Source organism: Treponema sp. Marseille-Q4130 (assembly GCF_014334325.1).
In the GTDB taxonomy this organism is placed as follows: Bacteria; Spirochaetota; Spirochaetia; order Treponematales; family Treponemataceae; genus Treponema_D.
On sequence record NZ_JACSET010000006.1, the window covers coordinates 136769 to 162603 of the forward strand.

General features: G+C 50.3%; 22 protein-coding genes, 1 tRNA gene and 1 pseudogene. 10 read left to right on the top strand and 14 right to left on the bottom strand.

Annotated features, from left to right (window positions below; genetic code table 11):
• The first annotated feature begins 6 nt into the window (after window positions 1-6).
• The gene (locus H9I36_RS08075) at window positions 7-834 is read left to right on the top strand and encodes an ATP-binding protein (RefSeq protein ID WP_187384847.1); all 828 of its coding nucleotides are present in this window, start codon (window positions 7-9) and stop codon (window positions 832-834) included.
• A 55-nt stretch (window positions 835-889) separates the two neighbouring features.
• Window positions 890-1258: a DUF488 domain-containing protein gene (locus H9I36_RS08080; protein ID WP_187384848.1), complete on the top strand. Its 369-nt coding sequence runs from the start codon at window positions 890-892 to the stop codon at window positions 1256-1258.
• A 108-nt stretch (window positions 1259-1366) separates the two neighbouring features.
• Here the strand turns inward: H9I36_RS08080 and H9I36_RS08085 are convergent, their stop codons facing one another.
• Together H9I36_RS08085 and H9I36_RS08090 are read right to left on the bottom strand one after the other, a co-directional pair.
• The gene (locus H9I36_RS08085; protein ID WP_187384849.1) at window positions 1367-2758 is read right to left on the bottom strand and encodes a GntP family permease; all 1392 of its coding nucleotides are present in this window, start codon (window positions 2756-2758) and stop codon (window positions 1367-1369) included.
• Window positions 2759-3221: 463 nt separating this feature from the next.
• Window positions 3222-3295: transfer RNA gene (locus H9I36_RS08090), tRNA-Arg, on the bottom strand.
• 112 nt (window positions 3296-3407) lie between these two features.
• Between H9I36_RS08090 and H9I36_RS08095 the strand changes: the two genes are divergently transcribed.
• The 3 genes and pseudogenes from H9I36_RS08095 to H9I36_RS12930 all read left to right on the top strand — a co-directional run bounded on the left by H9I36_RS08095 (window position 3408) and on the right by H9I36_RS12930 (window position 4956).
• Window positions 3408-4193: a protein-ADP-ribose hydrolase gene (locus H9I36_RS08095; RefSeq protein ID WP_187384850.1), complete on the top strand. Its 786-nt coding sequence runs from the start codon at window positions 3408-3410 to the stop codon at window positions 4191-4193.
• 15 nt (window positions 4194-4208) lie between these two features.
• Window positions 4209-4460, top strand: a pseudogene (locus H9I36_RS08100) (2-thiouracil desulfurase family protein); the annotation flags it as partial.
• An 85-nt stretch (window positions 4461-4545) separates the two neighbouring features.
• Entirely contained in the window at window positions 4546-4956 is a 411-nt protein-coding gene (locus tag H9I36_RS12930) for a hypothetical protein (RefSeq protein WP_255422706.1), read from the top strand.
• Window positions 4957-5190: 234 nt separating this feature from the next.
• On the opposite strand, the gene H9I36_RS08110 is transcribed toward H9I36_RS12930, so the two are convergent.
• Window positions 5191-5556: a TIGR02328 family protein gene (locus H9I36_RS08110; protein ID WP_187384851.1), complete on the bottom strand. Its 366-nt coding sequence runs from the start codon at window positions 5554-5556 to the stop codon at window positions 5191-5193.
• Entirely contained in the window at window positions 5492-5944 is a 453-nt protein-coding gene (locus H9I36_RS08115; protein ID WP_187384852.1) for a YbgA family protein, read from the bottom strand. The genes H9I36_RS08110 and H9I36_RS08115 overlap by 65 nt, the downstream gene beginning before the upstream one ends.
• Before the next feature lie 599 nt (window positions 5945-6543).
• On the opposite strand from H9I36_RS08115, the gene H9I36_RS08120 reads away from it, so the two are divergent.
• Entirely contained in the window at window positions 6544-7104 is a 561-nt protein-coding gene (locus H9I36_RS08120) for a GNAT family N-acetyltransferase (RefSeq protein WP_187384853.1), read from the top strand.
• Entirely contained in the window at window positions 7098-7535 is a 438-nt protein-coding gene (locus tag H9I36_RS08125) for a GNAT family N-acetyltransferase (RefSeq protein ID WP_187384854.1), read from the top strand. Before H9I36_RS08120 ends, H9I36_RS08125 begins: the two co-directional genes overlap by 7 nt.
• Window positions 7536-8154: 619 nt before the next feature.
• On the opposite strand, the gene tsaD is transcribed toward H9I36_RS08125, so the two are convergent.
• From tsaD to H9I36_RS08140, 3 genes are all read right to left on the bottom strand, one after another.
• A complete protein-coding gene (gene tsaD / locus H9I36_RS08130; protein WP_187384855.1) occupies window positions 8155-9183 on the bottom strand; it encodes a tRNA (adenosine(37)-N6)-threonylcarbamoyltransferase complex transferase subunit TsaD in 1029 nt (342 codons plus the stop codon).
• Window positions 9184-9332: 149 nt separating this feature from the next.
• The gene (locus H9I36_RS08135; RefSeq protein ID WP_187384856.1) at window positions 9333-10688 is read right to left on the bottom strand and encodes a divergent polysaccharide deacetylase family protein; all 1356 of its coding nucleotides are present in this window, start codon (window positions 10686-10688) and stop codon (window positions 9333-9335) included.
• A 261-nt stretch (window positions 10689-10949) separates the two neighbouring features.
• On the bottom strand, window positions 10950-11792 hold the full coding sequence (locus H9I36_RS08140; RefSeq protein ID WP_187384911.1) for a sigma-70 family RNA polymerase sigma factor: 843 nt from the start codon (window positions 11790-11792) through the stop codon (window positions 10950-10952).
• 374 nt (window positions 11793-12166) lie between these two features.
• Here H9I36_RS08140 and thrH point away from each other — a divergent pair, with 374 nt between their 5' ends.
• On the top strand, window positions 12167-12772 hold the full coding sequence (gene thrH, locus H9I36_RS08145) for a bifunctional phosphoserine phosphatase/homoserine phosphotransferase ThrH (RefSeq protein ID WP_187384857.1): 606 nt from the start codon (window positions 12167-12169) through the stop codon (window positions 12770-12772).
• 5 nt (window positions 12773-12777) lie between these two features.
• Here thrH and H9I36_RS08150 read toward each other — a convergent pair whose 3' ends face one another.
• On the bottom strand, window positions 12778-14883 hold the full coding sequence (locus H9I36_RS08150) for a DUF4954 family protein (RefSeq protein ID WP_187384858.1): 2106 nt from the start codon (window positions 14881-14883) through the stop codon (window positions 12778-12780).
• Window positions 14884-14987: 104 nt separating this feature from the next.
• On the opposite strand from H9I36_RS08150, the gene H9I36_RS08155 reads away from it, so the two are divergent.
• Together H9I36_RS08155 and H9I36_RS08160 are read left to right on the top strand one after the other, a co-directional pair.
• Window positions 14988-17852, top strand: a complete 2865-nt coding sequence (locus H9I36_RS08155; protein ID WP_187384859.1) for an insulinase family protein — start codon at window positions 14988-14990, stop codon at window positions 17850-17852.
• 383 nt (window positions 17853-18235) lie between these two features.
• A complete protein-coding gene (locus tag H9I36_RS08160; protein ID WP_187384860.1) occupies window positions 18236-19495 on the top strand; it encodes an OmpP1/FadL family transporter in 1260 nt (419 codons plus the stop codon).
• 249 nt (window positions 19496-19744) lie between these two features.
• On the opposite strand, the gene H9I36_RS08165 is transcribed toward H9I36_RS08160, so the two are convergent.
• The 6 genes from H9I36_RS08165 to H9I36_RS08190 all read right to left on the bottom strand — a co-directional run bounded on the left by H9I36_RS08165 (window position 19745) and on the right by H9I36_RS08190 (window position 25677).
• A complete protein-coding gene (locus H9I36_RS08165) occupies window positions 19745-20974 on the bottom strand; it encodes a M20 family metallo-hydrolase (protein ID WP_187384861.1) in 1230 nt (409 codons plus the stop codon).
• A gap of 23 nt (window positions 20975-20997) precedes the next feature.
• Window positions 20998-21975, bottom strand: a complete 978-nt coding sequence (galE, locus tag H9I36_RS08170) for a UDP-glucose 4-epimerase GalE (protein ID WP_187384862.1) — start codon at window positions 21973-21975, stop codon at window positions 20998-21000.
• 137 nt (window positions 21976-22112) lie between these two features.
• Window positions 22113-22550 (bottom strand): 3-hydroxyacyl-ACP dehydratase FabZ, encoded by a 438-nt coding sequence (fabZ, locus tag H9I36_RS08175; RefSeq protein WP_187384863.1) that lies wholly within the window; start codon window positions 22548-22550, stop codon window positions 22113-22115.
• Window positions 22551-22672: 122 nt separating this feature from the next.
• A complete protein-coding gene (fabF, locus tag H9I36_RS08180; protein WP_187384864.1) occupies window positions 22673-23923 on the bottom strand; it encodes a beta-ketoacyl-ACP synthase II in 1251 nt (416 codons plus the stop codon).
• A gap of 54 nt (window positions 23924-23977) precedes the next feature.
• A complete protein-coding gene (gene fabG / locus H9I36_RS08185; RefSeq protein ID WP_187384865.1) occupies window positions 23978-24721 on the bottom strand; it encodes a 3-oxoacyl-[acyl-carrier-protein] reductase in 744 nt (247 codons plus the stop codon).
• Window positions 24721-25677 (bottom strand): ACP S-malonyltransferase, encoded by a 957-nt coding sequence (locus tag H9I36_RS08190; protein WP_187384866.1) that lies wholly within the window; start codon window positions 25675-25677, stop codon window positions 24721-24723. Before H9I36_RS08190 ends, fabG begins: the two co-directional genes overlap by 1 nt.
• Window positions 25678-25835: the final 158 nt, after the last annotated feature.

Below are 25835 nucleotides of genomic sequence, written 5' to 3' on the forward strand. Positions count from 1 at the left end.
AAAATTATGAAACGGCAAATCATTCATATCGATCGGGAAAAATGTAACGGCTGCGGCGCCTGCGTGACCGCATGTCATGAAGGCGCTATCGCCATGGTAGACGGAAAAGCGCAGCTCATCCGCGACGATTACTGCGACGGCATGGGAGACTGTCTCCCCGAATGCCCGACGGGGGCTATCACTTTTGAAGAGAGGGAAGCTGCAGCCTACGATGAAAAAGCGGTCGAACTTCACAAAGCCTCTCGCGCCGCCCTTCACGCGCGGCAGAGCGAGCGCAGCCCTGCAGGAAGCTTTCATCGCTCAGGAGGCTGTCCCGGATCCGCTTTGCGCACCTTCGATCGCAGCGCCGCATCTCCCCTGCATGAGCACCGTCCGACTGCCTGTCCGGGTTCCGCACTCCGAGCGTTTGATCGGGAAAGCGCCGACGCTTCGCCCTCCCCTGCTTTTCAAGCGATGCACGTCCTCTCATCGCAGCTTCGGCAGTGGCCGGTGCAGATCAAACTCGCCCCGCTCCGCGCTCCGTATTTCGACGGCGCGCATCTTTTGATCGCGGCGGACTGTACCGCTTACGCATACGGAAATTTTCACAACGATTTTATCAAAGGTAAAACGACGCTCATCGGCTGTCCGAAACTCGACGAAGGCGACTACACGGAAAAGCTCGCTGCGATTATCGGCGAAAACGATATCAAAAGCCTCACCGTCGTCCGCATGGAAGTGCCCTGCTGCGGCGGCATCGAAAACGCTGCGGTAAACGCGTTGAAAGCGAGCGGAAAATTTATTCCGTGGCGGGTCGTCACCGTTTCATGCGACGGCCGTATTTTGGACGAATAAAAATAAGTGCGGTGTTATTGCGGAACTTGAGCGATAAAAGTATGATATGGTAACTATGAAAGGAAAATTGCTTATCAAAAGAGTATATCTTCCCGCATCGGACGATGACGGAGAGCGCTGTCTCGTAGACCGCCTGTGGCCGCGAGGATTAAAAAAGGAAAACGTCGCCATCGACGGTTGGCTCAAAGACATCGCACCGTCGAACGAAATTCGAAAAGATTTCAATCACGAACCGGAAAAATTTCCGATGTTTCGTGCCGCATACAAAAAAGAACTTTCAAAAAACGAGGAAGCAAAACAATTTGCAGCCGAATGCGCCGAAAAGCTCAAAACGAAAAATGTAACGCTCCTCTACGGCGCCAAGGATGCCGAACACAATAACGCCGTCGTGCTCCGCGATTGGATTTTACAAAAGATAGGATAGCGGTTCCCTAAAATCAATGAGCACCGCTAAAGCGTAATCGATTGTTAGCGGTGCCCGGATTGTGCAATAAGACGGGAGAGCGCTGCTTTGCGCTTCTCCCGTTTTTTATCAGTGCAGGAAAAGAGACAGAATGAATATTTCAACGACGCCTGCGATACCGAGTACGAGCGTACCGAGTGTCTGCGTCCTATAACCGCGCTCGGGCGACATCGCGCCGAAGTTCGTGACGACCCAAAAATACGAATCGTTCGCGTGACTTACGGTCATGGCACCGGCGCCGATCGCCATACACGCGAGAGCCGCCCGCACCGGAGAATCGAGACCGAGTACCGGAAGCAGCGGAGCGATGATGCCCGCCGAAGTTACGAGCGCGACGGTCGAAGAGCCTTGAGCCGTTTTCAAAATCGCCGAGAGTATAAACGGGAAGAGGATGCCCATCGTCTGGAGCACCGTCGCGTGCATTTTGATATAGTTCACCATATCGGAAGACGCGATAACTTTTCCGAGAACGCCGCCGGCAGCCGTGATAAACAGGATCGGACCGGTCACTTTGAGCGTTTCTTCGACGATAGCGTAAAAATCCTTTATTTTATCGGCGAGCTTGAGCTGGAGCACTGCAAAGGCGGTACCCACGCCGAGCGCGATAACCGGAGTTCCGAGAAATTTAACAACATCGATTCCGAAGCCTTGCATCTTTGCCATCGAGACAACGGATGACGCCGCCATGAGGAGAACGGGAACGACTATCGGCGCGAGCGCATTAAAGCCGTTCGGAAGTTTTTTAAATTCGGCGACGAGCTGTTCGTAGCTTTTCGTCACCTGTCCCGCATCGGCTTCATCATCCGCGCGTACGCGGGCACCGATGTATTTTGCAAAAAAATAACCTGCGATGAGCGGCAAAATAGAACAGAGCGCGCCCATGCCCATAACGAGCAAAAGGTTATCGCCGATACCGAGCGTATTCGCAGCGGCGATCGGGCCCGGCGTCGGCGGGATAAATACGTGCGAAATATACAAACCGAACGAAAGCCCCGTCGTCATTGCGACGGAAGAAGCGGCGGTTCTGTTGACGAGCGCTTTGCGGATGGGGTTTAAGATAACGAAACCCGAGTCGCAGAATACGGGAATGGAAACAACCCAACCCATGAGCTCTATGGCGAGAACGGGATGATTTTTCCCGACGAGATGAATGATCATATCGGCGAGTTTCAAAGCAGCGCCTGTTTTTTCGAGTATCGAACCGATGAGCGCACCGAGGATGATGACGATACCGATGCTCGTAAACGTGCCGGCAAAGCCCGCTCCGATGACGTTTGCAAGTCCCTGCACCGTTTTTCCGTCGGCGGTTTTCACGTTGACGAGCGGAATGCCGGCGATCAAGCCGAGCAGCAGTGAAATGCACATGATCGAAATAAAGGGGTGAATTTTAAATTTTGAGATCGCAAACACCATGACGATGATCGCAATGACAAAAACAAAAATAAACGGTAAGCCTGTCATATATAATGACCTCCCATAAAAACTTTTGCAGGAAATAGCAATTTCCGAAAAAGTTTTTAGCCGTGCGCGTGCGCGCACACGTTCAATAGTCGAGTTTGCAAAATAAAGCGTATCGTATTCATGCGATTTTTATCGAAACGGCACGTATACACGTCTTCTGCAAACATCCGCGCAAACTCGAGATAAGAACGCTGCGATTTCGAGCAATGCGCAGAAATCGCGAGTGTCTCCCATATATAGAAAAACGCTTCAGCGTTTTTCGTCTCCGGACTTTAGTGTCGGCGATATTTCAGACGACACTTTTTATCATGCCTCCTTTTTTTGTCAATTATAGTAGCACGGGTCTTTCATTTTTGCAAGATTTTTTTTACGGAATGTCCATATCGAAGTTGTACGGGATAAGAACGATACGCGCACACGTCTGAAACAAAAAGCGATGCCGCAGCTTTTGTGCGCCTCAGATTGACGCATGGCGGACTCGAACCGCCTACCTACTGCTTAGAAGGCAGTTGCTCTATCCAGATGAGCTAAAGCGCCGTAAGGCTTATACTACAGTAAACGCGGGATTCTTGCAAGTTCAAGATATCGATTTTTGAGACAGCTCTTTCATTTTTCGGTATAATCAATCGGATCATGAAGAGGAATTTCTATGACGCAAAATGAACGGCGCATTTTTTTAATCGAATATCTTTTAAAGGAAAATCCCGGCTATCACGATGTACAGATACCGGACGATGAGAATGAACAAAAACGCCTGCTCCGCTCCCTCATGAATGTCCGTCCGCCCGAGCCTGCAAGCGAAGGATTTTTGCGCATACAGGACGAGTATTTACAGGAAGCAGGTCGAGAGCGCGGCATTACCGACTTTGCCGATTTAAGACCGGTTACCGGACAAGGCGGCGGGAATATGTACCTCTGGCAAGGGGACATCACGACGCTCAAAGTAGACGCGATTGTAAACGCGGCAAACAGCGGCATGACCGGATGCTGGCAGCCCTGCCACGCATGCATCGACAACTGCATCCACACATTCTCAGGCATTCAGCTGCGCGCCGTGTGCGCCGACATTATGCAAAAACAGGGGCACGAAGAGCCGACGGGAAGCGCAAAAATCACTCCTGCATTCAATTTGCCGTGCAAGTATGTGATCCATACCGTAGGGCCTATCGTGCAGGGGCGATTGCAAAAAAAACACGAAGAGCAGCTCGCGTCCTGCTACCGTTCCTGCCTTGAGCTTGCCGAGCAACATAAAGTGCGGAGTATCGCTTTTTGCTGCATTTCCACCGGGGTCTTTATGTTTCCGAATGAAAGAGCGGCGGAAATTGCGGCGGAAACCGTCCGAAAATACTTCGAGCAAACCGAAAGCGGGATGAAAGTTGTTTTTGACGTATTCAACGACGAAGATTTTGCAATTTACAGCGAAATTTTATCATAAGTAGATGCGGAATTCAGAAAAGGAGCACAAATCGCCCTGAAAAAGATTCGCGACCGGAAAATTGAACTTGTAATTCTTCAGGCGCGAAGCCCCTCTTGCGGTGTAAATATGATATATGACGGCTCTTTTTCAGGAAAACTGATTTCGGGACAAGGAGTTTTTGCAAAACTTCTTAAAGAAAACAATATTAATGTGATAGATGTTGGAAAATTATCACATGTGAGCAGGCGGCATTTTAAGGATGTTTACAAAAAAAATTATGAATAGAGAAAAGAATGGAAAATCAGACCTCTAAGCAAAACCGAAACTATTTTTTAATCTCAGTGATGTTCCTTATCGGTATTTTGTATATATGGGGATTCGGATTGGATTTTTATATTTCGGCCTCAAACTGCAGTTTACAAATTCCTTGCAGGAAACCGTAAATCAACATCGTACTCTACTGATGATTATAGATGAATTGCTTATGCTTTCAACTATCCTTTGCGGAAGCAGTTTTTATAATGTGCGCAAGGTATATTCTCAAAATAAAAATATACTGATCGGATTTTTAACGACAAGCTTTATACTAATGTTAACAGCATGGCTGCTGATAATGTTTGAAACCGGAAGACTTGTATATCCTGTCAACGGTCTGCCTGTTGTTACGGGTGACACGCTCCGAACGACTTTAGCCGAAATTTACGCCGCTTGGCATTTATGCGATATCTTGCCGGGACTGTTTATAATTTTCTGGTCGGGATTATTATCCCATTCTCTTTAGAAATACAGCGGGATAACGATTGGACTATTGCAAATGATCTGTACTTATTTCGGACAAAGCATAAAGCCGATCCCTTTGTTCATTGCTATTATATTATCAACAATTTGGCTTTTAAAACAAAGTATTTCAATCGTTAACGATCTTAGAGAGAAAAATTTATGACAGAAAAAAAGATTAATTCACGCAGAGGGAGCTTTTATTAAGCAAACCCGCAGGATACGGTATAGCCGCCGTTTACTTCAGCGTAATTCCCTTGCCCTCTAAATTTTTGACGCACTCAAGATGATAGCGTTCATCGTGTTCGGCGTACACGGGCTTTCGTACTTCAACGACCTCCAAGTTGTCGTACGGCGGGCATGTTTTACCGCGGTAGTTTTTATCCAACCACTCGGGACTCACTTTGTAGCCTCGCCGCTGCATCTCTTCCATAACGAGCCGGTGGTACCGATAGAGCAAATACGGTGAATAGTTAAACACATAGTTGACCGTTGCGTGCGGCCTGCCCCAGCCGTTTCCGCGCAGGGCACAGCACTCCCTATGTTGCCCCAACAACTGCTGACGCGGGAGTTTGTTGATCATATCTTGATGCCAAAGTCTCATCTTGTTCTCCGAATAATAGATGCGATTGCTGCAAATAGTTGTTAGGGTAGACTGCAAAGAGCTTGCGAACAGCGCCCAACAAAATTTCCTGTTCCGACTGACCGCTGCGATATTGCTCCAAACAATACATAAACTCCGCCTTTTCATCCCGAGTAGCCTGCTTCTTAAAATATCCCCAGATATGCTGAAACGCGTTGCAGACTTGTCCTCGATTCTCCGGTAAAGTGCGCGCCTGATCAATGAGAGTCAACACATGCCGCACTTGTGCATTCTCCCGCTTTAAATACTCGCGAATCTCGTTATAAATAGTGCCGGACTTGCTGAGAACGAGATACTTATGTGCTGCCCAAAGTTTCTGACATTCTTTTAATTGATTTGATTCTCTCATACCGTTTCTTTAAATCTCGAACAAATTCGCCCAAGGTCAATTTTTCGAGATGCCCTATCACTTATTCGAAAACCCCTAAAAATATTTTTTAATTGACCCAACGATTATACAAAAAAATATAAGTATTGAGAATATAGGCAATCCGACGTTGATCTGCCGACTGATAGAAAATGTATCGTAAAACCGATATACTATTTATAAATAAGAAGAGATAAAAATTTGCATAACGGAGATATAAAATGCAAACAGTACAGACGGAAATCGGCAGAGTATATGCGGATAAGGAGAAGTAAGAGTGTCCCTTGCTTATCTTGATCAGCAGGCAACTTTAACTTGGATTCATAATAATATCAACTCATTCGGCGGATTTCAGCGACGCAAATGCTTTGGAAAATCTTTTTGTGCTGATCCGCATCCGGGCAAAATTCGTTGCGGATATTGAAATTCATTCGGAAACGGAAAATCTGAAAATCCGCGACATTACATTTGAAACCTTGGAATTTTCCGGTAAAGTTTCAAACTGCTTTTTTACAAATACCGGCGGCCACACCGAACTTGATACCGATTTGAATCTTCAAGCATGCCGGAGGAGGAGCCGAATGATTTTGGAAACAAAAAGATTGACGCTTCGTCCGTGGAGGGAATCGGATGCAAAAGATCTCTTCCGATACGCAAGTCATCCCGACGTGGGGCCGACAGCCGGATGGGCTGTCCATACGAGTGTTGAAAACAGCAGAACCGTCATCAGTAATATCCTCTCCGTACCGGAGTCATACGCGGTCGTACTCAAAGAGACGGGACAGCCTGTAGGCAGTGTCGCCTTAATGATCGGCAAGTTAAGCAATATCGGCCTTCCCGATACGGAAGGTGAAATAGGGTTTTGGATCGGCGTACCGTATTGGGGACAAGGACTTATTCCGGAGGCGGTTCGCGAGCTGATGCTGCACGGCTTCGAAGATTTGAAACTCGAAAAACTGTGGTGCGGATATTTTGACGGAAACGATAAATCGAAACGGGCGCAGGAAAAATGCGGCTTCCGATATCATCATACGAAAGAAAACGTTCCCTGTGCTTTAAAAGGGATTCTGCGGACGACGCACTTTACCTGCATATCGAAAGAAGCGTGGTTGTTACAGGATCATGGTAAGTGCGTATGGTAAGAGAAGCGGTTAAAGAAGATTTACATGAATTATTGGGTTTGTATCTGTTTTTACATGAAACCGATATTCCGGAAAACTCGAAGCATTTGGAAAATACATGGAAAACGATTATTGAAGATGAGAACCATCATATTATTGTCAACGAAATAAACGGCAAAATAATTTCATCCTGCGTGTGTGTTATCATTCCGAATTTAACAAGAAACATACGCCCGTATGCGTTTATTGAAAACGTAGTTACTCATACGGATTTTCGCGGCAAAGGGTACGCAAGCGAATGTTTGAATTATGCCAAAGCGATTGCAATAAAAAATAACTGCTATAAGATGATGCTTTTAACCGGCACAAAAAATAAAAATACATTGAACGTCTATAGAAACGCAGGGTACAACAGTGAAGATAAAACCGCATTTATACAATGGCTTGAGTAATACGCTCTATTTTAATTCCCTTGCCTTCTAAATTTTTGACGCACGCAAGATAATAGCGTTCATCGTGTTCGGCGTACACGGGTTTCCCCACTTCAACGGTCTCTAAGTTGGCATACGGCGGACATGTTTTGCTCGATAATCTTTCGTATTATGTGTTCGATACATTTTCGATTTTATCAAATAAACGATATACAATATAAAAAAAGCCGCCGTATAAATCGGCAAACATCTCTTTTTCAGATATATTGAAGAGTCGGTATAAAATTGATAAATTTTCATCAGCACCGAACCCTGATACGGTCCGTTCATCGCTATGAAAACCATTTGCATTATTGTCAATAACAAGCAAATTAAAAACGCATTCCTTGCATAGATGCAATTTTTTTTTGCCTTTTGTCTTTTTCTGCGGATACTTTGCCGCTTTGCGGAGGAGCTTTTATCGTGATCGTCCATTCGTTTTTTCTCCCCGCTTTGCGGAACATAGGCTCTCAGTGTGAACCGTTACCAAAGAATTAATTATTAATATTACAGAAATAATTTTCAATGTTTTTTCAAGCATATTGTTTCTGCATATTGTTCCTACATTTTCCCCCACCTCGCGCATCCATTGCCCTAACCGCTATCGCCTCCGCACCTGTTCCAATCCGCGCTTGAACTGAGGAATGCGCGCCGAAGCTGTAGTGTTGAGCGGACTCGTATCACCGCGCTGCAAAAAATGATAGGCGACGCCTGCGATCATCGCGCCGTTGTCGCCGCAGAGTTTAAGCGGCGGAAATATGCACGTGATGTCGCGCCTCTCGGCGAGGAGCGCGCGCAAGTGCGAATTGGCGGCGACTCCTCCGCCTGCGACGACGGTCGTAAGACCCGTGTCTTCCACCGCACGGAAAAGGCGCGATGTGAGCGTACGGCACGCAACATCCTGAAACGACGCGCACATATTTTCCGTCGTCGGCTCGAAGCCTTCGTTCAAAAAGAGATCGCGCTGATGGATGACGGCGGTTTTCAATCCGCTGAACGAAACGTCGTAGCGGTGTTCGCTTTCGTCGAGTTTGGGAACGGGAAAGGAAAATGCGCGCGCATCTCCCTCTTTCGAAAGTTTATCGATAATGACGCCGCCGGGATAGCCGAGGTCGTAAAACTTGGCGACCTTATCGAAAGCTTCGCCGACCGAATCGTCGACTGTCGTACCGAGCACTTCGATATCGTCGAATCCGTGTACTTTGCAGATGATGCTGTGACCGCCTGAAACGAGAAGACCGAGATACGGGTAGGCGATATCGTTTGCGAGGTGCGCCGCGTAGAGGTGACCGAGCATGTGGTTGACCGCGATAAAGGGTTTTCCCGCCGCCCATGCGAGCGTTTTGCCGTAAGTCAAACCGACGAGGAGAGAGCCCATCAACCCCGGACGGTTCGTCGCAGAAACCGCATCGATGTCGCCGAGCGAAAGGCCGGCTTCTTTGAACGCCTGCTTTACGACGGGCAAAATCCATTCGGCGTGCTTTCTGCTCGCGATTTCGGGGACGACGCCTTTGTATATTTCGTGAAACGGGATCTGCGTCGCAACGACGTTGCTTAAAATAACGCGGCCGTCTTCGACGATCGCCGCCGCCGTTTCATCGCATGAAGATTCGATACCGAGAACTTTCATAGCTTCTCCAAAAGATTATCAATCGGCAATTTCAAGAAATCGCGATTTTTTAAATCATTCAAATTATTAATTAATAATTTAATAAATTATCAATATACCGCATTGCAAACGCCACACGACCGCAGACCGATAAAAACACGACCGCACAACTACGGGCGGATAAGCGCGCCGGAATTGCTCACCGTCGTAAACGCATATCCCTTGTTTTTCAGTACGGGGTAAAATTCGATCAATATGCCCGGCAAAATATCCGCCGACCATATATGCCCTATCATGATCGCAGCGCCGTTCGCATTCGCAATGCCGATGCCGCGCATGAGTTCGCGGATGATTTTTTCGCGGTCTTTGGTATTGTCGAGAAACACGTTCCGCGAATAGTAGGGTATACCGAGCGCCATAGCCGCCTGCGGTACGCGCGTTTGACTCGTCGTTCGCGAATCGAGAAAAAAGACGCCGCTCTCCTTTGCCGCAATCATCGCAGCTCCGATTTTCATTTCGTCTTCGCTGATGAGAGAGCCTTCATGATTATTGATTCCGGCGACAGGCCCGATTTCGGCGATATTTTCTTTTATAAGCGCTTCGATCGAAGACGTCTGCATATCCGCCGTAACCGCGCCGGGACCGGGATTGACGTTCAAGTTTACCGCCTGCATGGGCTGGTGCAGCATCACTTCGTTGCCCGACGCGCGCACTTTGTCGGCGCACGCTTTCGAATGCGCGAGCTTCGGCAAAACGGACACGGTGATCGGAAAGGGGAGCGAAATGAATTTTTCAAGCTGCGAAAGGCTTTGACCCGCATCGTCGAATACGAAAACGAGCTTCGCGCCGTTTACCGCCTGCGGAATGTCGGGAAGAGGCGAGGCAGGTACTGCGGGAGACAGGGGCACGGAAGACGACGGCTTTACCGACGAAAGCGGTTTTACGGATGGGGGATTTGCCGGCTGCCCCTTGGGCGAGGAAGACGAGGGCTTTGCGCTGCCGGAGGATTTATTGTCCGCGCTTCGGCGAATCTGCGCTTCAGGTACGCGCTCCCCCTCGGTTGAAGCTCCCGCTGCTGCATTTTTTTTCGGCACATCGCTCGATTGCGTTTCCCGCCCTGAGCTTTGCCGCACGTCGAGATTTTTTGCACTTTGTACGGCGTCGGAGCTCTCAACTTTTCGGCTCGACGAAGAGCGCGAACTTTGCTGCGGATCCTTCGAACTTTGCAGATCGGCATTTTGCCGACTCTCCGCTCGGCCCGACGCATCACCTGCACTGTCCGCGTTTTGTGAGGCGATCTGATTTTCGACGGCGGTGTTTTTCGGATTCCGTCCCGAATTGACGATGAGGACTGCAAAGCACAAAGCGACGATTACGACGCACAGGATCGCCGTCTGCACGGAGGAAAATACGATTTTATGTTTTTTGTCCGCTCTCCGCCCCGATGCGGGTTTTATCCGCGTTGACGGTTTTGCGGAAGATCGAGAAGCTGTTTTCCGCCCGCGCGTGCGTCCGTTTTGTGCCATAAGGCGTATTCTATCACGGATCGCAGATTTTGAAAACGGCGATGATCCCGGTCGAAGAATCGATCAAAAAAAGTTTTCCGCTACTGTCGCACAGTACTATGAATAAAACGCAAAATTCCGTCCGGCTGTGCGATAGCTGTGCGGCAACGTCGATCGCTTACCGCCTCCTCCCCACGAATAAAAAAAGCCGCCGCAAAGCACCCGTATCGCTCTGCAGCGGCTATCACTCTCTCTTTCTCCGATGTTCTCTATGCGGTATGGTTATGCCGTCAGCGTCTCCTCTTCCGCTTCACCGAAAGCGCTCGCGTTTTCTTTTATAAAACGCAGGGCGCGTATTTCGGCTTTGCGTACGGTTTCCGAAGATACGCCGAGCAGCTCGCTCGTTTCAAATAATGTCCGCTGTCCCATGCCGTCGAAATCGTAACGGCAGCACATGACGCTGCCCTCTTCTTTCGGGAGCGTATCGATGAACGCGCGGACTTCCTGTTTTAATATCCTGCCGATCGCAGTCTCCTCGGGTCCCGCGCTCGTATCGGGTATACTATGGCCAAAAGCGGCTTCGTCGTATTCGCCGGACGGAGCGTCGAGGCTTATGACGTTCCACGGCATGACGGCGATATCGCGCACGGCTTTTTCTTCGACGTTCAAAACGCGTGCAATGTCGGCATCGGACGGCGCAAAACCGTTTTTTGAAAAAAGCTCCGAGCGCGCTTCGTTTACTTTTCGAAGCAAATCGATTTTATTATCGGGGATATAGATATCCGTCGATTTTGTGTGCACGTAGCGCTGCATATATTGCAGAATCCACGGGTACGCGTACGTCGAAAAACGCGTATGAAACGAAGTTTTGAATTTGGAAAGGGCGGTCATCAAGCCGATATTGCCTTCCTGTATCAAATCCATAAAGGGCGTATGCGAATCCGCAAAGCGTCCGGCAATGCTGATGACGAGGCGCAGGTTCGAATTGATAAAACGCTTTCGCGCGTCTTCGTCGCCTGCGGCAATCTTTTCCAACAGCGCTTTTTCTTCTTCCGCCGTAAGCAGGGGGTAGTTTTTGATTTCATTGAGATACAGAGCATAAACAGTATCAGTTTGTTTTTTCATACATGTGCTCCCATAAAAACCCGTTCATATCACCGAGCGGCCGCCCCTTCCCGACCGTCGGTATTCGCCTCTCTCCGATATGGTTTATCAAAAGCCGAACTCTCGATTATTTATTTGCAAATATCATGCCAAGTAATTTATTTTTTCGATATTTGATAATATGTTTAATTCTTTATAATACAATAAATTAAATACCGGCAATAAAGAAAACGATATTTTTCGATGAAAACAAAATAAGACACTGTATACTTTTTTATACTACGGCAATGTGCGGTAGGCTCAAGCTGTCTACTTTTGTGCACAGTAAAAGGCGCGTACCGGGCAGACCGAGCCACGCTCTTTCACAAAATAATCTTATGCGGTATAATCATCGTATGTTTATCACTTGTCTTGACCTTGAAGGCGTGCTCGTCCCCGAAATATGGATCGCGTTCAGCGAAGCGACCGGCATTCCCGAACTGCGGCGCACAACGCGCGACGAACCGAACTACGATACGCTCATGCGCTACCGGATCGATATCCTCGACAAACACAATCTCGGTTTGAACGAAATCCGCGAAACGATTAAAAAAATCGACCCGATGCCCGGTGCAAAAGATTTTCTCGACAAACTGCGTTCGTTTACGCAAGTGCTCATCTTGAGCGATACTTTCGAACAGTTTGCCGCTCCGCTTATGGAAAAGCTCGGTCGTCCGACGATTTTCTGCAATACGCTGGAATACGACGCAAGCGGAAAGATCACCGGTTACAAAATGCGCTGCCCCGAAAGCAAACTCGCAACGGTAAAAGCGCTGCAGTCTGTCGGTTTCGAAACGATCGCGGCGGGAGATTCGTTTAACGACCTCGCGATGATCAAGGCTTCCAAAGCGGGATTTTTATTCAAATCGACGGAGCAGATTATTAAGGATAATCCTTCTCTGCCGGCATACACCGAATACTCGGAGCTCCTCGCAGGCATTAAAAACGCGATGGGGCGCTGACGGTTTTAAACCGTGAATACGCGGCGCAATTTTTTATTAAAGCGCTCCGTGTCGTCTTTCAGCATCGTTAAAAAGTCATCTCTGTCTATCGTGCCGAGTACCGCGTCCATCTCTTCGCGGTTCCGGTACGTCATTTTTCGGTAGTAATCGGTATAATCCTTTTCACGCGACGACACCGACAATGCGTACATATCGTCGGAAACGGCGGCGACGCTTTCGACGAGGTTGCGGTACTGCTCCGCGCTGCATCGCTCAAAGGGAACGCCGTAGATGCATTCCAAAAGATAGAGCGCATAGCGCGTTTTGTCGGCGAGGTAGGAAGCCGCACACGCATCGTAAAAGGCGTGCACTTTTTCCCAACTCGCGATTTCCCCGCGCTTTACTTTTTCACGCAGCTCATCGATTTTTTCGAGCGGGATAATCTGTCCGCCCGCGTTGAGCCACCCGGTGTACAGCGGATGCCGCGCGATTTCCGCAAGGACGGCAGGCGAAACGGATGCGATGCCGTTTTCATCGCAGTATTCGATTATCGTTTTCGCGGAAAAATATTTAATAATTTTTCGGTATTGGTGATACGCATACGCCGGCCGAAATACCGTCGCGCCGTATCTTTTCTGGCACTGCGCGTCGGAAAGGGTAAAATCGGCGTCGGGATTTTTTTCAAAAAACGCTTTCGCTTCCGCGAGCCGTTCTTTCGCCGTCAAACGGACGATGCGGTCGAGCGCCGTCATAATCTCCTGCATCGTATCGGGAGCAAAGGGATCCGTTTCGATGTGCTGCACCGGCACGACCCGCTTATCGCGTTTTTTGAATTTGTAACGGTTTCGAACGAGGGCAAACATATCGTACATAAACCACCACGCCGGAAAAATGCGTATGCTCCGATCGCCGTTTTCCCCGAGCGCAACGAGCGAAAACGGATACGGGATATCGAGCTCGTATTGGTATGAGCCTTTTGCGATGAGGACGAACGACGCGAATCGGCTGTTGTGTTTAAAATCGCTCGAAAGAGAAGGCCAAAATCCGCGCGAAGCGATGAGCTCGCCGTCGGGACTGCGCGAATTGTGATTGCTGCCGATCGTCGCGCCCGATGCGATATTCGATTGTCCCATGATAGTCGATGCGATGAGGAAAGACGAATTGTGATGCTGCTCGTGAAACGGAAATATCAAATTATTAAGAATCTCGCAGCACGACACGGTCGAATTGTCTCCGAGCACCGAATTCAAAAGCCGCGCGCCGTATTTGAGCTGGCAGTTTTTGCCGATGACAAAGCGTACCGCAACCGCCTGATAAAAAACGCGGCTTCCGTATCCCATGATGCCGTTTACCATTTCGACGCCTTCGCCGATCTGCGACGGCTCCGCCTCCGAAGAGAGCACTGTGATGTTTTTCAATTTGAATGCGCCTTTGATGTACGCGCATTCTCCGATTTCCGCATCTTTTAAAAGCGTCGTATTTTTTATGACGGCATTATTTTTAATAATTCCGTGTGTCGCCTCGTCGCGGGACGAGCCCTGTTCCGTGAGCGCGACAAATCGCTTCATAAGAGAAGTGTCTTCACGATAGCGCGACCACAGATACGCATCGGCGGTAATCATGCTTTTAAACGGAAGCACTTCTCTGCCGCCGTTTTCGTTTGCGACTCCGATCCATATACGGTTTTCTTCAGGCTCACCTTTTTTTAAAATCCCTTCGCCGAATTTCGAATGCGGCGTACAGCTCATCTCCTGTATATTGAACAGCATGACGTTTTTTCCGAGCCGATAATTTTCAAAATATGCGACGTTCCGGATCGCATTGTCGTCGCCCGTCACGGCGTTTATTAATTTTGAATTATAGATACCCTCTTCAAGTTCGAGGTCGTGATACTTAAGCATTGCGCGCCTGAGCTTTCCCAAAACGATAAAACCGGAAAACGACGAATCGCGTATGAGAGAGGCATCGAAACATTCGGCATCAACGTAAAAATTTTGCCACGAAGAATCGTCCGACGTGTTATGATTTTTTTCGAGCGCTTCGATTTCTTCTTTCGTAAGACCCCGCTTTCCCGCCGTAAGCTCGGACGGAACGGAGAACGATCGCTTATCCGTATACGTTACCTGCACCATAATTGTTTTTATTGTATATATGTAGACGGCGCTTTGTCAAACCGTACACGGCACGTATCCCGACTATCCGTGTCAAAAAATATATTTTACGCTATACTGCTTTCATGACGTTTCGACGAATATTGCGCGCGCAGATTTATACTTTGCTCTTTGCTGTTTGCGTTTTTTCGGCTTTAGGCGATGAAGCAGGCATCCTCCGGGGCTTTGCCGAATACACGCTCCAAAACGGTATGCAAGTGTTCGTACTCGAGGACTTCGCCGCCGCCCCGATCAGAATCGAATACGCGGTAAAGGCGGGCACAAGAGAGCAGACGCCGAAAACGGCGGGATTTTTTCCGCTCTATACGCGGCTCTTTGCGGAAGCGGGCAAAGCTTCGTATCCCGAACAGGCGGACGATTGGATCCCCGACTCGGCAAAGATTTCATGCGATGCGGATGCGGCGCGCTGCGTCGTGACGATCGCGCCGGCGGAAATCGAAAAAGCGCTTTCCGAACTTGCGTACTGCGCGTTTTCCCCGGCGTTCAGCGATGCGAACATAGCGGCGCAGTTTACCGCGCTCAAAAGCGAAGTGATGAATTATTCGCTCAGCTCTGCGGGATTTATCAACGCAAGCATAGACGCGCGCATCTATGCTGCAGCCCCGTGGAAACGGGATTCGGGAGTTTATCCCGCGCTGTTTACGAAAACACCGCTCGCAGGTGTCCGTTCGATTCTCATGCATATAGCCCGATCTTACTATGTGCCGCAGAACAGCGCGCTCTTTATAAGCGGCGGCATACGAAAAGAAGCGGCGCTCAAAGCCGCGGAAAAGACATTCGGCGCATGGCCTGGAAGCGCCGCCCTTCCCTCACAGACAAAAACCGCTTCCGAAACCGCCGCGCACAAAACACAAAAGCGGAAATTCGTCATCAGCGACCCGCTCTTTTCATCCGACTTGACGCAGATCGTCGTGCAGTATACATCCCTTTCGGCGGCACAGGCAGATATGGCGGCACAAGCGTTCAACTTTCGCTCATCGTCGTTCAAATCGGCCGTACTGTCGCGCAAAGAACTCGGTATCCGTTCGTCAGATTATATCGATGCCGCCTCAACGCATAAAAACGGAGAAGTGCGGCTCGTCTTTCAATCGCTCTTCGAAAAATCGAAAACGTCTCCCGACAAACAGGCTGCCGCCTTTATCGCGTGCGTAAAAGATGCCCCTCGTTCTTTATCGAGCGCGGAACTCATGCGCGCACAGCAAAACCTCGCAGCCGAATATCGAATGCGCTTCGGTAATGCGGCATCCCTTATGAACGCGCTTTCCGAACAGTGGGCGTCCGATCGTACGGGGCAAAAAACGGAACCGCTCGTTTCGCAAATTTTCGGCGTTTGCGAAGATATCATCAATTTCGACGCCGCGGCATTCGAAGCCGACTATGCGAGCGAAGAGCCGTTCGTGTTCGTGCTCGTCAACAGCAGCGTCTACAAACGCTTTGCAAAAGCTTTTGCACATGCCGGCTATGAATCGGTAACGCAAAAAAACGGATCGTGGTACACGCAGGAATTGTACAAAAACATAACGAGCGAAAACATCGCCGAAGAAAAAGCGTCCGCTTTCTCCGACGACGTTTCGGCCGCGGCGTTTTACCGGGCGAAAAACCGTACGGCCTTTTCGTCGTTTACGCTCGCAAACGGCATCCCCGTCGTATGCAAACAAAACGCGTCTTCGCCGTCCGCCCTCGTCATGCTTTCCGTAAGCGGCGGAGAACTCGGTTCCGCATCGAACCCGGGCTTTTTTTCGCTCCTCATCTATGCGCTCGCCGACAATATCCAAAAAGAAATCGATACGCAAAGAGCGCTCGGCACGATCGACGGCACGCCTTCCGTCCGAGCGGAAATCGGTTTAACGAGCGGAACGATTTCGGTCGAAAGCTTCGCCGACGATATGAGCGTCATCATGCCGTGCATATCGCGCGCGCTCATTTACGGCGACATACGGCCCGCCCAAGCGGACGGACTTGTGTACAACGCGCGCTCGCAAAAGCGCCTGCGCGACGGAAATACCGCTCATCAATTATACAGCCGCGCCGTCGCCGAACTCTTTCCCGGTACACCGTACGCCGCGGTATTCGACAACAACAGCGACATCCTCGAACGCACGCAGTATGCCGATGTACTCGCCTCTTATCCGTCGCTCCTCGACGCAAGCCGCTACACGATCATCATTGCAGGCCGCTTCGACCCCCTCATCATACGCGATGCGCTCTCATCTTCTCTCGGTATGCTCGCCCCGCAGACGCCGCGCGAAAAAGCGAAGACTGCAGTCTCCACCCCCGTCTTTCCGAGCGACGAAAAAGGGAAGCGGATTTCCGTAGCACTTCGCCATCTTTTTTTGACCGACACGCCGGCAAAAGATGCGGGTCCCCGCCCCGAAACGCTCGTTCCGACAAAGGATTTTTCCGATCCCGTGCAGTATTGGCTTCCGTCTCCGACCGACGCGAGAGAGCGCACCGTATTCAATGCACTCCTTTCGGCGCTTCGAAACCGCCTTCGAAAAAGCGCCGCCTCTCTCTCAGCGGATATCGCCGTGCATACGGACGGAGCGACACATGCGATGCAGGCGGCCGTCATCACTTTTACCCATGCCGGGCGTACCGATGCAATCGATAAATGCTACGCCGAAACAATCGCAGCGTTCGACAGGGAACTCGAAGACGATGCGACCTTTACGCGCGTTAAAGCGGAGATGCAAAACATCCGGGTGCTGGAAGAGCTTTCGCCTACGCAGACAAACCGCGGAACGGCGCTTCTCATGCATGAAGGACTCGAAGCGGCGGAATGCGGAGACGCGCTCACCGACGCGCAAACCTATCTCGCCTCCTACGAAATCATCGACGATCTTTCGCGCGAAGAAGCCTGCGCCGTTTTCAAAGCGTACTTTCCGGCACCCGCGCCGCTCAGGCTTTATTCGAAAGATTCGAAGCGGTAAGCCGATGACTGCGCGTGATTGACACGGCATTTGATTTTGAATACAGTAAATTTATCAATGTTATCTGCTATGGATATCGTACGACAGAACAACGTAAAACCTCATTGTACTATCCCCAAAATTACACTTTTTCCGTCTTTAATATTCTTCACACAACAAGGAGGTACGATAAAAAGCGCCGTCTGAAATATCGCCGTCGCTTTTTATCTCGAGTTTGCTTGGATGTTTGCAGAAGACGTGTATACGTGGCGTTTCGATAAGAATCGCATGAATACGATACGCTTTATTTTGCAAACTCGACTATTGAACGTGTGCGCTCACGCGCACGGCTAAAACTTTTTCGGAAATTGATATTTCCTGCAAAAGTTTTTATGGGAGTTAACATGAAGAGATCGATCATCGTCGCAGCGCTCGTCGCTGCAGTCGTCGGAACCGCGGCTTTTGCCAACGGTGTTGAAAACAAAACGAATATGAATCCCGGATACTTGCGAAATCCGAGCCGCAATGCGGAAACGAAGCGCCCCGAAGCGGTGTTTTACAATATCGCGGGTACGGGCTTTTTGGAAGACGGCCTGTACTTCGATGCAGGCAATCAATTCGTATTTAAAAAATACACGAACTCGTTTCCGAAAAACGCACTTCCTCCTGCTATCGTGGACGAAAAGGATTTCAGTGATACGACGACCGTGTGGCTCTACCCGAACGCCGACATCGTATACAAGCGCGGCCCCTTTGCCGTGTTCGGAAATTTCGGCATCTACGCCGGCGGCGGAAAACTTTCGTACAAAGACGGTACGACCGTAACAGCCGGTGCACTTGCAAGAAATCCCCCTCTTATCGCCGCCGCACAAAATCATTCGGTAGAGCTTTCGTCCATGACCTACGGAGAGCAGGTCGGATTTACGTACTGCCTGAAAAATTTTATCTCTTTTTCCGGCGCGCTGCGCCTGCTCCAGGCGACGCAATCGATGGAGTTAAAGAGCGATAATGCGGTTTTTGTCGGTGTTAACGGCGGAAACAAAGTGAGCTACGATGCAAGCGCGTTCGGCGTCGGCGGCGTGTTCGGCATCGACGTGCGCCCCTTCCCCGCCCTCACGCTTTCGACGCAGTTTCAGCTTCATTCCGATATGAAATATGAAGTAAAGAACGCCAAGGGAAATATAGGAGCCGGACTCGGTATCGCGGACGGTGAAACGTTCCACACCGATTTGCCTGCGGTGCTGAACATGGGAGCGGGCTATCAAGTGCTGAAACCGCTGTACGTATCCGCAAGCTTCAACTACTACTTCAACTCGTTCGCACAGCTCAATTCCGTACTCAGCAAAAAATTCGGCAAATCCGACTACAGCGATTCGTGGGAATTGGCGGCGGGAGCGGACTACGACATCAACGATAAAGTGACGGCGAGTTTGGGATTGTCCTACGGCAACCAGGGGACAAAGAAAACGGTAAACAACGCATTCAGCCCCGTTTTGGACAACATCGCGATCGGTACCGGCGTCGAATATCGGCCTATCGATAACCTCACGCTCACGCTCGGCCTCTTGTACATACAGTATTTTAAGCAGGATTATGGAGCCAGTGAACTCAACAAGCAGATCTTTATGACGAGCATCGGTGCAACCTACCGGCTCCCCATATAAGTTTTTTAATCATCGGTACGCAAAACCGTTGCAAAAGGGGCTGTCCCGAAAGTAATTCGTGCGGAGGGTTTAATACCCCGACGCTTGCGTCGTAACAAAGGGTATTAAAGCCGACTGCAACCACCTTATGAGAACATACAGTGCGAAACGTTGAGCACTGTACCCGACGCTTGCGTCGGGGTTGTTGATTGAAAACTTCACAAAGGACAGCCCCTTATTTTTTATTCACGGATCGCATCTTCGCGCCGTTTAGGCGCCGAACAAAAATGCGAGCGTCTGTGCGTCGGAAACGATATTGTCGAGGATGCAGTATTCGTCGGGTTGATGAGCCATGTCGTCTAGCGTGCTCCATACGGCGGCGTTGTAGCCGAGCTCCCGGAGCGGAGCCGCGACGGTGCCTCCTCCGATGCCGATCGTCCGAGCGGTTTTTCCGTGCACCGCTTTGAGCGCTTCGGAAAGCTTTTGCACGACGGGAGCGTCGACGGGAGTTGCCGGCGATTCGCCTGCCTGCGGCATCGTATATTCGATTTTTACACCGTATTTTTTTTCTATCGCTTTGCAACGCTTATCGACTTCAGCGTACACTTCTTTGAGCGTATAGCACGGGATGATCCTGCAGTCCATGCAGAACACGTCTTCTCCCGGAATGATATTGATGCCGGCTACGTTTTGCATCCTCATCGTCGGCTCGAACGTCGAACAGTCGGGCGTAAAAAGCGGATCGCGCTTGTCGAACACGTCTTTCATATCGTGGAGCGAAAGCGCGAGGGCATCGGAGGCAAGGCAGGCGTTGCATCCGGTGTCGGGACGCGAACCGTGCGTCTGTTTTCCCGTTACGCGGAAGCGGAGCCATAAAATATTTTTTTCGGCAACTTCGATCGTTTCGCCCTTTGCGTCTCCGCCGTCGGGAATGACGATGATGTCTTCTTTACGGAAAAGTTTATGCGCTTTTAATAAATATTTTATGCCGTATTCGCTGCCCACTTCTTCGTCGGCCATAAATAAAAGTTTGACCGTGTGTTCGGGGACAATGCCGCACTTCATATACGCGAGGGCTGCAAAGACGCCGGACGTGAGTCCCTGCTGATTGTCTTCGACGCCGCGCCCGTAGAGCTTGCCGTCTTTTTCGACGACTTTCCACGGATCGGAATGCCACAGCGATTTTTCGCCGACGGGCACGACATCCAAGTGCGCCATAACCCACACCGAAAAATCGTCCGATTTGCCGGGAAGGGTCACGACGGCGTTCGGACGTATGCCGCTTGCAACGCGCGGATCGCTCGCGTCGTAGCGTTCGATATTCGTAAAACCCTGTTCGCGGAGCCACGCGATAAGCGCTTCGCATTTTTCGATTTCACCCTGCCCGCCGTTTTCCGGAGCGAGGGCGGGATGGCTCGTCAAAAGCGTTTCGAGCGCGACGATATCGCGTTTCGAAGATGCGATATAATCGAAGAGTTTTTGTTTCGTATCTTTATCCATTTTTTTCACCTCACAGCGCAATACTATTGTGCATTGTATTTTTGATACGCGTTCCACGTCGTGCGGACGAGCGTATCCGTATCGGAATACTCCGCTTTCCAGCCGAGCTTTTCGTACGCATATTTGCTCGTCGCAACGAGGGACGCGGGATCTCCTGCGCGGCGCGCGACATAGTCGGCGGGGATCGGGCGTCCTGTGATACGCCGCGCGGCGTCGACCATTTCCGTCACCGTCGTGCCTTTTTCGCTTCCGAGATTTACCGAAATGCTTTCGTCGTGCTCTGCTATGTATTCGAGCGCTTTTACGTGTGCGGCGGCCAAATCGCTTACGTGCACGTAATCGCGGATACAGGTTCCGTCGCGCGTATCGTAATCGCTGCCGAATATTTTGAGCTTTTCGCGCATACCGCAGGCGACTTCCATGATCACCGGCAAAAGGTTTGCGGGATTTTGTTCGAGGCCCGAGAGTTCTCCGTCGACGTCGTAGCCTGCGGCGTTAAAATAGCGGAGCGCTGCAAAACGCAAGCCTCGCAGTTTTTCGTACCATGCCATAAACTCTTCGATCGAAAGCTTCGTATAGCCGTAATAATTTTCGGGATGCTTCGGATGGCTTTCGTCAATCGGAAGATACTGCGGCTCTCCGAATACGGCTGCGGACGACGAAAACACCATGCGCTTGCATCCGTGAGAAACGGCGGCGTTCAAGATATTGAGCGTACCGTTGATATTGTTAATAGAATATTTTTCGGGAGCGATCATCGATTCGCCTGCCGCTTTGAAAGCCGCCAAGTGTATAAAGGCGTCAAAGCCTTTTGCAAAGGCCGCGTCCAAATCACCCGGGATCAAAATCGTCCCGTATATGAATCCGTTTTCTTTAAAAAGATTTTGCCGCAGTCCGCTCGAAAGATTGTCGAAAACGGTCACGCGATGATTTTTCTTCATCAATTCTTTAACGACGTGGCTGCCGATATACCCTGCGCCGCCGATTACCAACACGTTCATGTATGCCTCCGCTACGGCGGTAAGTATAGCGCATTTTCAGCGCAGCTGCCATAGTCCATCCGCACGCTGATTGTTCGGCTCGGCGATATGCGATCGATTTATCTGCTTTTTTTATATATCGATAAAAGTTGCTGTAGTTATTGCACGGAGCTTTCGCTTCCGACGAGGCACATCCATTCGGCTTCCGCAGCCAAAACGTCGCCGACATAGGCCTTGCCCGACTGCTTTACCATGTGCGGTGAAACGCGCAGATTCGTGATTTCCATGCGCACCGTATCGCCGGGACGCACTTGATTTCGAAACTTTACTTTATCGACCGTAGCGAGAAAAAACAAACTGCTTTCCTGAAATTTCTTTTGAAAGCTGAGCGCCGCTCCTCCCGCCTGCGCCATCGTTTCAACGAGGATAACGCCGGGCACGACGGGATACTGCGGAAAATGTCCTTTAAAAAAGAAATCGTCGTCGGTAAATTTTCGCGTGCTTACGCTGCCGTTTTCATCGCACGAAAGTATTTCGTCGACAAATAAAAACGGCTTTCGGTGCGGTAAAAGAGAAGCGATATCGTTCGTAACCATAAGTCCCCCCTAATGCGTTTGCAGGCTGAATATCGAGTTTGAAAACATTAATTTTAACGCCGTGCTTTCGGCGTTATTGTTCGTTTTCAAACCCTCCATTCAGTTTTACAAAAAGGAAAATATTAAATTCTTTTCAGTACGATAACGCCGTTGTGTCCGCCGAAACCGAAGGTCGAACTCATGGCGCAGTCGACTTTGCATTCGATGCCTTTGTTCGGCGTATAATTCAAATCGCAGCCGCCTTCGACATCCTGTTCGTCGAGATTGATCGTCGGAGGGATAAAACCTTCTTCGATCGCTTTGATCGCAAACATCGCTTCGATTGCACCTGTAGCTCCGAGGCAGTGTCCGGTCATGCTCTTCGTCGACGATATGTGCAGCTTTTTCGCGTTTTCTTCGCCGAACGCGATCTTCAGCATCTGCGTTTCACAAGGGTCGTTCTTTTTCGTCGCCGTTCCGTGCGCGTTGTAATACTGCACTTCTTCCGGCTTTACGCCCGCGTCTTTAAGCGCTTCCGTCATAGCGGCCGCACCCCAAACGCCGTCGGGGTTCGGAGCGGTCAAGTGATAACCGTCGCTCGTTCCGCCGTAGCCTGCGAGTTCGGCGTATATCTTCGCTCCGCGTTTTTTCGCATGTTCGTATTCTTCGAGCACGAATACCGCGCTGCCTTCACCCATGACAAAGCCTTCGCGCTTTTTGTCGAAGGGGCGGCTCGCCGCTGCGGGATTGTCCGCAAAGGAAGTCGAAAGCGCGTGGAGCACTTCAAAACCCGCGATGCCGAATCCGTTGATCGTACTCTCGGCTCCGCCGGCCAGACAAATATCGCGCCTGCCGCCTCTGATAAAATCGAGTGCATCGCCGAGCGCGTCCGAACCGCTCGCGCATGCGGTCGTCACCGTGTGTGCCGGCCCGTGAATGCCGAAGGCCATGGAAATATTGCCGCATGCTTCGTTCGGAATCAGTTCGGGAATCGTCATAGGCGGCAGACGGTGCTGCGGACTCTGCGAATATTTGATACAGCAATCTTCGTTCACTTCGAAGCCGCCGATACCGACGCCCATAAAGATCGCAGCGTCTTTGATAACATCGCTGTTCGCTTCGATAGACGCATCGTCGAGCGCCATCTTTGCCGCGGCAACCGCATACTGCGAAAAGCGCGCCATCTTGCGCGCCGCTTCGGGATTCATATACTTGGTCGCGTCGAAGTTTTTCACTTCGCCCGCATAGCGCGCTTTAAATGTACTCGCATCGAAATGCGTGATGAGAGCAACTCCGCTTTTACCCGCTTTTGCCGCAGCCCACGTTTCCGCAACCGAATTTCCGATCGGGGTAACAGCTCCCATACCCGTTATAACAACACGCCTCTTTTCCATAACCGCAAACTCCTGTTTATTCCGTTATAAAATTAATAATTAATAATATGAGCTTTATGCGCCCATGCCGCCGTCTACGCCGAGCACTTGGGCCGTAACGTATGCCGACAGATCGCTTGCCAAAAACAGCACCGCGTTCGCAACGTCTTCGGTTTGCCCCGCGCGTTTGAGCGGAATCTGAGCGACCCACGCTTCGCGCGCTTTTTCATTCACCGCCTTTGTCATGTCCGTTTCGATATAGCCGGGCGCTACGGCGTTTACGCGTACGCCGCGGGAACCGACTTCTTTTGCAAGGCTTTTCGTATAGCCGATGAGACCCGCTTTGCTCGCGCTGTAGTTGACCTGCCCCGCCCCGCCGTGTATGCCGACGATACTCGACATATTGATTATCGAACCGGATTTTTTGTGAATCATATCGTTTGAAACGATCTGCGTTGCAACGAATACTGCAGTGAGATTGACGTCGAGAACTTTTTGCCAATCTTCGATTTTCATGCGGAACGAAAGACCGTCCTTCGTGATGCCCGCGTTATTGACGAGCACGTCAAATCCCCCTGAAGCCGAAAGCGCTTCTTTAACGACTTCCGAAAGGCGGGCGGCATCTCCCGCATCGGCAGAGATTTCGTGAAAAGCCGTACCCTGCGATGAGGCGAACCGTTCCAGCTCCGATTTCGCTTCCGACGGATGCGAGCAGAGACCCCACACTTCCGCGCCTTCGCGCAAAAAAGTTTCTACGATCTTTCGACCGATGCCGCGGCTCGATCCGGTGACGAGCGCCTTTTTACCTGTAAGCAGCATCACTCGACTCCGCCGATCGATTCGAACGAATTGACGGGAGTGCTCGGCCGCTTTTCGCCGAAAGGAGAATCGCGCCAAAGCCCGCTCAGCACTTTGCCGACGCCCGGCTCAAGCACGCGCCATTCGTTCGCGGAATCCGCATCCATGACATCGGCGAGCACTTTTTCTTCCAAAGTCCACCGTACCGGATTCGTCAAGTGCAGCACCGCATTTTTTTTCGCATCGCTTCCTTTGACGACTTTTTCTCCGGTTACGTTGCTGAACAAATCGATTTTAGGATCGGCAAAGTTCACATCAGCGATAGCCTTTTCAAATTCGTCGGCGGCTTTTTGCATAAGCGGACAATGGAAGGGACCGGCGACCGAAAGCCTGATCGCACGCCGCGCGCCCGCTTCGGTACACGCTTTTTCGGCTGCGGCAAGACCGTCGGCCGTACCGCTGATAACCGTCTGTTTGACGCTGTTTAAATTTGCAGCGTACACGTCTTTAAGACCTGAACAGATCTCCTGCACCTTTTCAGGCGGCAAACCGATGATCGCGCTCATGCCCGGAGCATGGCCCGCATTTGCGGAAGCGATCTCTTCACACACGCGCTGCATTATATCGCCGCGCTTTTGCACGACACGGATGAGGTCTTCAAACGAAAGAACTCCGGAAATGCCGAGCGCCGGAAATTCGCCGAGGCTGAATCCCATAGCAGCGGACGGCACGATACCCTTCGATTTCAACGCTTCGGAAACCATGAGAGACGCGGACGTGATCGCGAGTTGACTGTTGTCGCTGCGGCTCAATTCCGCCTGATCCGTTTCCCACAAAAGCTTTGCCATATCCCTCCCTGTAATCGATGAAATCGAGTCGAGCAGCGTCCTCGCTTCGGGAAAAGATTCGCACACGTCTTTCATCATGCCGGGTTCCTGTGCGCCCTGACCCGGAAACAAAAAAGCATATTTTTTCATTGGTACCTCATCAAAATCAAAATGACAAAACACGATATTTTGTCATACTCAATACAATTATATAATAGTGAAATTACGGATTTTGTCAAGACGAGGATTGACAAGGCGAAGATTGATATGCACGGACACTGTCGAGGACAGATATCGCCGGGTTTTCA